This is a genomic window from Parafannyhessea sp., assembly GCF_051876455.1.
Lineage (GTDB): Bacteria > Actinomycetota > Coriobacteriia > Coriobacteriales > Atopobiaceae > Parafannyhessea.
The window spans coordinates 1-9,369 of the sequence record NZ_JBJEHW010000171.1; the positions used below are offsets into that span (position 1 = coordinate 1).

Here is a 9,369-nt window from a genome sequence, read left to right on the forward strand (position 1 = left end):
CTCTGGTCGATGTCGATCACCTCGTCGATGAGGAGCGTGCCCTCGTCGTCGCGGATACCCTCCACCCGACGGTACGGTCCGCAGATGCGCTTGGCGTGCTGAATCTCGTCAGCCAGGACGGGGGCGATCGTGTCAGTCACGAGCGACGACTTGCCCGAGCCAGAGACGCCCGTCACCACGGTGAACGTGCCATACTCGACCTTCGCGTTCACGTTCTTGAGGTTGTTCGCGCGGCAGCCGAAGATCTTGAAGGCACCGCGCCGCGGGTTTCTCCTCTTGGCGGGAACCTCGATCATGCGACGACCCGTGAGGTACGCGCCGGTGAGCGAGTCGGGGTTCGCCATGATTTCCTGCGGCGTGCCCGCTGCGACGACCTCTCCGCCGAGCTCTCCCGCGCCGGGACCCATGTCGATCACGTAGTCCGCCGCGCGGATGGTGTCCTCGTCGTGCTCGACGACGATGACGGTGTTGCCCATGTCGCGAAGGCTCTTGAGCGTCGCGATGAGGCGGTCGTTGTCGCGCTGGTGCAGGCCGATGGAGGGCTCGTCCAGGATGTAGAGGACTCCCATGAGCCCGGCGCCGATCTGCGTGGCGAGGCGGATGCGCTGCGCCTCGCCTCCCGAGAGCGTCGTGGCGGCGCGGCTGAGCGTGAGGTAGTCCAGGCCGACGTTCACCATGAAGCGCAGGCGTGCCACGATCTCCTTCACGATGGGCGCGCCGATCAGATGCTGGCGCTCCGTCAACGTCAGGTGCTCGAAGAACTCGAGGCTCTCGCGACAGGACATGTCGCAGACCTCCTTGATGTTCTTCTCGCCCACCGTGACCGCGAGGTACTCGGGCTTGAGGCGCGCGCCGTGGCACGTGGGGCACGGCACCTCGCGGATGTACTTGTCCAGGTGGCTGCGCGTGGTCTCGGAGGTCGTCTCCTGGTACTTGTCGAACAGGATGGAACGCACGCCGGAGAACTTCGTGAACCAGTACGTGTCGCGCCCGTCGCGCGTGTGGTAGTCGACGCGGATCTTGGTCTGGCCCAAGCCGTCCAGGATCGCCTCGCGCGTCTTCTTTTTCAGGTCCTTCCACGGGGTCTCGGGGTCCTCGCCCAGGTGCTTGAGCACGGCCGCAAAGATCTGCGGGTAGTAGTTCGACCTGCCGAAGAGCGACCCGAAGACGCCATCGACGGGAAGGTTGGGGTCCTCAATCAGGCTCTCCGCGTCCACGATGCGACGCACGCCCAGGCCGTCGCAGTCGGGGCAGGCGCCATACGGCGCGTTGAAGCTGAAGTCACGCGGCTGGAGGTCGTCGATCGAGTGGCCGTGTATGGGGCAGGCGAGCGCAAGGGAGTACTGCAGGAGCTCCCCCTCCGTGCCCTCAGGCGCGTCGCGGTCGGGCAGGAGGTAGAAGCCGACGCGACCCGAGGCGAGCTTCGTGGCCTGCTCCACGCCCTCGGCGATGCGGCCGAGCGAGTTCTGGCGGATGACGATGCGGTCCACCACGACCTCGATCGAGTGCTTGTACTTCTTGTCGAGCTTGATGTCCTCGTCCAGCTCGCGGACCTCGCCGTCCACGCGGACGCGGCTGAAGCCCTCCTTGCGCAGGTCCTCGAACAGCTTCTGGTACTCGCCCTTGCGACCCAGCACCACAGGCGCGAGCACGTAGGCGCGCCGCCCCTGGCCGGCCTCGAGCACCTTGTCCGCGATCTGGTCCGTCGTCTGGCGCGAGATGGGCCTGCCGCACTCCGGGCAGTGCGGCGTGCCGATGCGCGCGTAGAGGAGGCGCAGGTAGTCGTAGATCTCCGTCACGGTGCCGACGGTCGAGCGGGGGTTGCGGCTCGTGGTCTTCTGGTCTATGGAGACCGCGGGCGACAGGCCGTCGATCGAGTCGAGGTCCGGCTTGTCCATCTGCCCCAGGAACATGCGCGCGTAGCTGCTGAGCGACTCGACGTAGCGGCGCTGCCCCTCCGCGTAGATGGTGTCGAAGGCCAGGCTCGACTTGCCGGAGCCGGAAAGCCCCGTGATGACCACGAGCTTGTCACGCGGGATGGTGACGTCTACGTTGCGCAGGTTGTGCTCCCTGGCGCCCTTGATGACGATGGAGTCCGATGCCATGGATACCTCTTCGACCGCATCCTGAAAGTTCTTCTCACCCTGAGTGTAGCCAAGCCTACCCCAACGCGTGCGGCGTCTATACGCTCCGTGGCAATTTCATAGAACAAATGTTTGCTTTTCTCGGCAGGCGGCGTCACGGGCGAGGAGGACGATACGGCTCAGTGTCGTATGTCAGCGAGCCCGACGCCCAGCAAGACGCCCGCGACGACCGAATAGGCCGGAATCACCCCAGGAATCGGCCCCGCCTGGTACAGGCCGACCAGAAGCGACAGTGCAAGTCCCCTTGCGGCAGCCACGGGAATCGCGAGCAGCGCGAGCAGACAGAGGGGCAGAACGGCCATCACGACGGAAACGACGAGAAGCGCCCGCCTTCCATTGGCGGCAAGCCCATGGTTGGCGGGCGCGTCGCCTTTGCCCGTACGGGAAACCAGTCTCGTTACGAGCCCGGCCAACCCAGCCACGGCCAAGGTGACCGCCACGATCGCCGCCGCCATCGCAACGGCGGTACCTCCAGTTTGCCCCTTTGCGGCTGAATACAGGTCAAAGCCGAACCCGGCGTCCACCGCAACCAGGCCGTTCGCAAGTGCCGCGGCAACAACGCCTCCGGCTGTCAGGAGCGAAAGGCCCAGGCCGGACCGGTTCGCGAAGCCCCTCTCCACAACGCCTCTCCCCATGATGTCGACCGCCCTTCTCCCATCGCCTAAGGTCCAGCGCAAACGGCACAATCGATTCAAGGTTCCTTTAAGACAAGTCTTCCCTCTTTTTTTTCTCCTATACGCGGGAGCGCCTCCCGATATGGGTAAAGGCCAACTCAAGGCGCGGACGGGGCCAGGGCGGCGCTCGGCGGTTGCAATCGCAACAGACGTGCACGCGCGCCTGGGACCCCCTCCAGCCGAATGCTAAAGTTGGGTACGCTACAACAAGCAGGTATGCGCCCATGCCCAGACACAAGGAGGGTGGCACATGGCAGACAGCGATTTCGATAGGGACGCCATCCAGGACGAGGTCGACCAGATCTTCGGCAACCGTCCCAAGCACGAGGGCCCTGAGATGTACCAGACAAACGACCAGTCGAGCATCAAGCACGTAATCGGCGTCATCTCCGGCAAGGGCGGTGTCGGCAAGTCTCTCGTGACTGGCATCCTCGCCACGGAGCTCAACCGCCGCGGTCACAAGGTCGGCATCCTCGACGCCGACATAACGGGTCCCTCCATCCCCAAGATGTTCGGGCTCTCCGGGATGCACGTCTACGGGCGGGACGACAAGATCATCCCCGCCCAGTCCAAGGGCGGCATCAAGATCATGAGCACCAACCTGATCCTCGAGAACGAGAACGACCCGGTGCTCTGGCGCGGCCCCATGCTCATGGGCGCGCTCAAGCAGTTCTTCGAGGACACCCTCTGGGGCGACCTCGACTACCTGCTGATCGACATGCCCCCGGGAACCGGCGACGTAGCCCTCACGGTCTTCCAGTCCCTCCCGATCGAGGGCGTCGTGATCGTGAGCTCCCCGCAGGACCTGGTTCAGGTCATCGTGGGCAAGGCCGTCAAGATGGCCGCCATGATGAACGTCCCCGTCATCGGCGTCGTGGAGAACATGAGCTACATGGAGTGCCCGGACTGCGGACGCAGGCTCGAGCCCTTTGGCCCCTCCCACCTGCAGGAGATCGTGGACGAGTTCAAGATCGCCGACCTCGGCCGCATTCCCATCGACCCCGAGGTGGCGGCGGCCTGCGACGCCGGCGACTTCGAGTCCGCGCTCCCCGACGGCCTCATCCCCAAGGCGGTAGCCGCGGTGGAGGCCTAGCGCATGGCCGCGACCAACACGCGCAAGCACAAGGCACCGTCCCGCGCAAAGCAACGCGAGGCCCAGCTTGACGCGGCGTCCTCCATCGAGGTCGCCGCGTCCTACGACGTGGTCGTGATCGGTGGCGGCGCCGCAGGCCTCACCGCGGCAATCTGCGCGGGCGAGAAGAGCGCGCGGACCTTGGTCCTCGAGTCCTCCCCCGAGTGCGGCCGCAGCATCCTCGCAACGGGAAACGGCCGCTGCAACTTCAGCAACGTCGGCCTCGCGGAGAAGTACTACAACGACCCCGAGTTCGTCGGGGCGGTCTTCGGAAACGACCCGCTCAAGGACGTGCTGGGTTTCTTCCGCCAGTGCGACATGCGCTGGTGCCTGGAGGAGGAGCGGCTCTATCCCCTGTCCAAGCGCGCGACCTCCGTGCGCAACGTCCTTCTCCACCGCGCGCGCAACGCCGGCGTGACGCTCGCCCCCGCGAGAAGCGTCGCCGCTGTCAGGCGCGAGAGCGACGGGTACGTAGTCACTTACAAGGATGGCTTTGGCAGCGACGCCACGCACGACGTGTCCGCACACAGCGTCGTCCTCGCCACGGGCGGCACGCAATCCGACGGCGGTCTTGACGTTGCACGCGGCCTCGGTCTCAGGACCGTCCCCACTTCCGGCGTTCTCTGCCCCGTGGGCACGGAGCCCAACCCAATCCTCGAGCTGGACGGTCGTCGCCTCACGGCGCGGGTCCAGCTCACCCACACCCGCTTCCCCATCTGGAGCGAGCGCGGCGAGGTGCTCGTGAGGCCCTACGGGCTTTCCGGCATAGTGATCTTCAACATGTCGCGCCACGTCGCGCCAGGTGACCTCGTGGAGCTCGACCTCCTGCCCGACCTCACGGCATCGGAGCTCCAACAGATGGTCGACCCGTTTTTCAAGGGCAGCTTCGAGCCCGGTTGCCTCGACGGCGTCCTCGATCCGGACCTCGCGGCCATACTCGAGGGACTTGCCAGGTCGCGCTGGTCGCTCGACGGCAACGGGACCGCGGAGGCCAACACGGACTCCAAGGCGCTCGTCGCCCTCGCGAAGGCGTACCCGCTTCGCGCGACGGGCACGACGGAAGTCGCCCAGGCACAGGTGCTCAGGGGCGGTCTCGCAAACGACCAGTTCTCCCCGCAGACGCTCGAGTGCGTCTCCTCCCCCGGTCTCTTCGCGGCGGGCGAGGCCCTCGACGTGGACGGAGAGTGCGGCGGCTTCAACCTGTCCTGGGCGTGGAAGGGCGGCATGGTCGCAGGTACGAGCGCAGCCACCAGGTAGCATCTCGCAGCGCACGCGTGGCCACAGGCCCGCAACAGCGGACGGAACTTTAACAGCGTAGGCATCAGGAGTCGAAGTGCTTGACATCTCTGGAATCCGCATCCCCGTCGACCAGCTCGATGGAACCCTCCGCACGGAGGAGCTCGCGCTCGCCAAGGCGGTGCGACGTAGGCTGCACGTCGCTCCCGACGACATCCTCTCCGTCGAGCCGCGCAAGCGCTCGATCGACGCCCGCAAGAAGAACGACGTGCACTTCCTGTACACCGCACGCGTAGCCCTTCGGGGCGGCGCCAATGCCGAGAGGGCCCTCCTCGCAAAGCTTCGCGCCCACCATGCAGAGAAGAACGTGCGCACCGCCGCCGACAAGCCCTTCGGCCTGCCGGCGCACCTCGGAACGCAGCCTGCCAAGCGTCCCGTCGTCGTGGGCGCGGGATGCGCGGGGCTCTTCTGCGCACTCGCACTCGCAGAGGCGGGGCTGAGGCCGCTGCTCGTCGAACGCGGCCAGGACGCGACACGCCGAAGCCGGGCGATCGAGCGCTTCAACCAGACAGGCAAGCTCGACCCCGAGTCCAACATCCAATTCGGCCTCGGCGGTGCCGGGACGTTCTCGGATGGCAAGCTCGCCACCGGCACGAAGAGCCCCGCCCATCGGTTCATCCTCCAGACGTTCGTCGACGCCGGCGCGCCTCGCGAGATCCTGTGGGACGCAAAGCCCCACGTCGGGAGCGACATCCTCCCCACCGTCGTCACGAACATCCTCAACAGGATTCGCGACCTTGGCGGCGAGGTGCGTCTCGAGTGTCGGCTCACGGACATTGGCATCGCACGTGATCCCGCCCGGCACGTAACGTCAGTCACGCTCGAATGGCGCGACCCGGAGACCGACCTCGCAGTGGAAGAGCGGGTCCCCACAGACAACCTCGTCCTCGCGTGCGGGCACTCCGCCCGCGACGTCTTCGAGCTCCTCAAGAGCAGGGACGTCACCCTCGAGCGGAAGACCTTTGCCATGGGCGTTCGCATCGAGCACCTCCAGTCCATGGTCGACAAGTCGCAGTACGGCCCCTTCGCAGGTCACCCTGCACTTGGCGCCGCGCCATACAAGCTCGTGTCCCACCTCGCGGACGGCCGCAGCGCCTTCTCGTTCTGCATGTGCCCGGGCGGCTACGTCGTCGCGGCTGCCAGCGAGCCCGGCGGCGTGGTCACGAACGGCATGAGCCTTTCCGACCGGGCTGGCACGAACGCCAACTCGGGCTTCCTCGCAAACGTGTTCCCCACGGACCTGCCTGGCGACGACGTGCTCGAGGGCGTCGCCCTCCAGCGCAGGTGCGAGCGGGCGGCCTTCGAGCTTGGCGGTGGAGGCTACGTCGCCCCCGCCCAGCTCGTGTCCGACTTCCTGCAGGGCGTCCCCTCCACCGCGCAGGGCAGCATCGCCCCAACCTACCCGCGTGGCGTTGCCTGGGGCAGCGTAGAGAAGTGCCTCCCTCCCTACATAACGGAGACGTTGCGTGCCTCCATACCCAAGATGGCCCACCAGCTCAGGGGCTTCGACACGCGCGACGCCGTCCTCACGGGAGTCGAGACGCGTTCGAGCTCGCCCGTCCGCGTCACGCGCGGCAAGGACTGCCAGTCGGTCTCTGCAAGCGGGCTCTGGCCCTGCGGCGAGGGTGCGGGCTACGCCGGTGGCATCATGAGCGCCGCAACCGATGGCCTGAGGGTCGCACAGGCACTGGTCGATTCGCTTCGCTAGTCCGCATGTGTCGCGGTCGGAGGGCCGTCCTTCTCCCCCGCGCGACGCGGCGAACGAGCCAGCCCGCGACCGTGAACGCCACGCCAAGGCCTAGGATCAGCACGCGGTAGTGCGGAACGGGCACCTCGCCTTGGGCGGACGTCCGACTTCCTCCCCCGCCATCATGCACTCTCCGGCCCGTCACGAGCAGCCTGTGGTCGTTTATCCCATAGGGGGTGCAGGTCACCAGCGTGCAGAGGTCGCTCCCGTGCTTGATCTCGAGGTTCTTCACCTCCTCGGGAAGCACGACCCTGGTCTCGATCACCTCGTACCTCAGCCGTCTCCCGAGCGTCCAGAGGTAGAAGCTGTCGCCCTTGCGCAGCTGCCGGATGTCGTCGAACATCCTGCTGCCCAGAAGGCCGGAGTGTCCCATGAGCACGGTATGGGTCGACGTGCCGCCGACGGGAAGCGACGAGCCCTCGAGGTGGCCCGCGCCGGAGGAAAGGACCTCGTCGGACGTACCCAGCCTGATCGGAAGGTCGATGCCGACACTTGGAACCTTGATGACGGAGACCACGCCCTGCCCCTCGCCCATGAGCTGCTTCCCGTAAGGCAGTATCCTGCTCGTGGGGATGGAGGTCCTCTCCCCCGCGAGCACGCGGTTGTAGGCGCGAGCCTGAGCCAGAAGCTCCTTCCTGACCTTGGGGTCCATCGCCTCCGCCTGGTCCGTCATGCTGCTGACGGCCTCCCGCGCCCGGACCCCCTCCCAAAGGTCGAGCATGAGCGGCGTCGCCAGCACAGCGAGCCCGAGCACGATGCCCAGCACGGGCAGGGCGCGACGCAGCCTCCCACGGCGATGTCGCGGTTTTGGGACGGCCTCGCACCGCCGCACGCATGGGATTACCCCCTGCGCCGCACCCTGCTCAAACGTGGTCATACGGACGCTTCCGATGGATGACCCGTCTGTCGCCAGTCGCGCGCCGCCATCGCGAGGGCCACGCAGGCGGCAGCCACGCCGGCTACCCAAGGCAGCACGCCGGAGTCGCCTGTCCTGGGAACTCCCGAGCCGCCCACAATGGCCGCACGCGGGTCGCGAACCTCGAGCGTCACCGTCCCGGACCCCGCATCGACCGAGGTCACGCGCGCGGAAGCATGCTCGCACGTCGCGTCGAGCGTCCGCTCCTCGGGATTGCCGGCAATGTGCAGCGGGATGTCACCCTCAATCCTGGCGTAGCCGGCGGGGGCCTCGACCTCGCGGATGGCGTACTCGCCGGAACCCAGTCCCAAGAGCGTGGCCTCGCCCTTCTCGTCCGTCACGATCTGTGCCGTCGACTCGTCCCTCACCCAGGTTCCGGAGGGCGAGAGGAACGTGCCGTCCTTCCTCGCGACGACGAACTTGGCCCCGGCAAGCCCCGTGCGCCCGTCCGGATCGGCCTTCTTGAGCGCGATGCGGTACGTGTGGACGGTGGCGCTGTCGGTGGGCGTGACGCCCATCTCGCCGCCGTCGCCGCTTGAGTACTCGACGTGCGCCGTGTTACCGTTCCCCTCCGTCAGGCCGACCTTGGCCTTGCCGGCCGCGAGGTGGGCCACGTACCGCACGACAACGCGATCACCGTAGGACGCCTTCGGGCAGGCGGCCGCAAGGTTCGCGAACTCCACGCGCAGCGTCCCATCATCCAGCGTCACGTCAAACCCTTCGGACACGCCCTCCGTCGTGCCGTCCGCATGCTCTACGCTCACGGCGACGGAGTCCCTGTCCACCTCCAACGCCTCCGACGGCTCGTCCACAAAGGCGTAGCGGAACCGCTCCAGGGAGTCGTAGTCGCTGGGGAGCGTGCCAACAAGCCGGTAGCGGACGGCGTCCCCCGCGGAAGCGTCGCAGGCACGCGCGAACTTGCGCTCGCCACGGGTGTCGTTGCGCACGCGCTTCTCAAGGCTGGGACGCACGCCCTTCTCGTTCACGGTCACGTCCTTGCTGCCCATGGGCACAAGGATCGGTTGTACCTGCTCGCTCGTGAGGAGCCAGACACCCTCTGAAAGGGCCGTCGCCTCACCCGTGCGGAGCGGCAGCGGATCAGGGACGCCGCGTGCCTCGTGCGCCCACGTGGCGAGTTTGGCGAGGTACGACGCGCCATCCTTTCGGACGCCACGCTCCACCAGCGCGAGCGCCTCCTGCGCGCTGTCGGGATTGCCCAGCAGCTTATAGAAGTCCCCTCCCATGCATCCCTTCCACGAGACGTCGCGCATGCCGCCGTCGGCTCCCACCGTAGCCGAGAATAGCCTGTATGCCTGGTAGGAGTGCTCGCCGCTGGCAGGGGCAATGGTCAGCCTGCCCGAACCCTCCCGTGCCTCCGCGGACGCGGCAAGCAGCGCGAGGGCCGTCAGGGCCGCCGAACCGATGGCGAAGCCTTTGCCCGTGGCGGCCGTGGTGTTGCC

The 9,369-nt window shown here is 67.0% G+C and carries 7 protein-coding genes; 3 read left to right on the plus strand and 4 right to left on the minus strand.

What is annotated here, in order from left to right; genetic code table 11:
• Positions 1-2,105 (minus strand): excinuclease ABC subunit UvrA (uvrA, locus tag ACI38Z_RS07535; RefSeq protein WP_439789575.1); only part of this gene is annotated, 2,105 nt, incomplete at its 3' end.
• A gap of 158 nt (positions 2,106-2,263) precedes the next feature.
• Positions 2,264-2,764, minus strand: a complete 501-nt coding sequence (locus tag ACI38Z_RS07540; protein WP_439789576.1) for a hypothetical protein — start codon at positions 2,762-2,764, stop codon at positions 2,264-2,266.
• Between the two features lie 304 nt (positions 2,765-3,068).
• On the opposite strand from ACI38Z_RS07540, the gene ACI38Z_RS07545 reads away from it, so the two are divergent.
• From ACI38Z_RS07545 to ACI38Z_RS07555, 3 genes are all read left to right on the plus strand, one after another.
• Positions 3,069-3,911: an Mrp/NBP35 family ATP-binding protein gene (locus ACI38Z_RS07545; RefSeq protein WP_439789577.1), complete on the plus strand. Its 843-nt coding sequence runs from the start codon at positions 3,069-3,071 to the stop codon at positions 3,909-3,911.
• Between the two features lie 3 nt (positions 3,912-3,914).
• Complete coding sequence (locus ACI38Z_RS07550; protein ID WP_439789578.1) at positions 3,915-5,207, plus strand: aminoacetone oxidase family FAD-binding enzyme; 1,293 nt, start codon at positions 3,915-3,917, stop codon at positions 5,205-5,207.
• Between the two features lie 76 nt (positions 5,208-5,283).
• The gene (locus tag ACI38Z_RS07555; protein WP_439789579.1) at positions 5,284-6,954 is read left to right on the plus strand and encodes an NAD(P)/FAD-dependent oxidoreductase; all 1,671 of its coding nucleotides are present in this window, start codon (positions 5,284-5,286) and stop codon (positions 6,952-6,954) included.
• Here the strand turns inward: ACI38Z_RS07555 and ACI38Z_RS07560 are convergent.
• Positions 6,893-7,870, minus strand: coding sequence for a class C sortase (locus ACI38Z_RS07560; protein WP_439789580.1), 978 nt, complete (start codon positions 7,868-7,870; stop codon positions 6,893-6,895). The two genes, ACI38Z_RS07555 and ACI38Z_RS07560, sit on opposite strands and share 62 nt — an antisense overlap.
• A partial coding sequence (locus ACI38Z_RS07565; RefSeq protein ID WP_439789581.1) for a sodium/proton-translocating pyrophosphatase occupies positions 7,867-9,369 on the minus strand: 1,503 nt, incomplete at its 5' end. The genes ACI38Z_RS07565 and ACI38Z_RS07560, both read right to left, overlap by 4 nt.

What these genes read in the sequence shown, in the direction of transcription:
- ACI38Z_RS07545 (WP_439789577.1), top strand. Translation starts at nt 3,069, where the DNA reads ATGGCAGACAGCGATTTCGATAGGGACGCCATCCAGGACGAGGTCGAC.
- ACI38Z_RS07550 (WP_439789578.1), top strand. Translation starts at nt 3,915, where the DNA reads ATGGCCGCGACCAACACGCGCAAGCACAAGGCACCGTCCCGCGCAAAG.
- ACI38Z_RS07560 (WP_439789580.1), bottom strand. Translation starts at nt 7,870, where the DNA reads ATGACCACGTTTGAGCAGGGTGCGGCGCAGGGGGTAATCCCATGCGTG.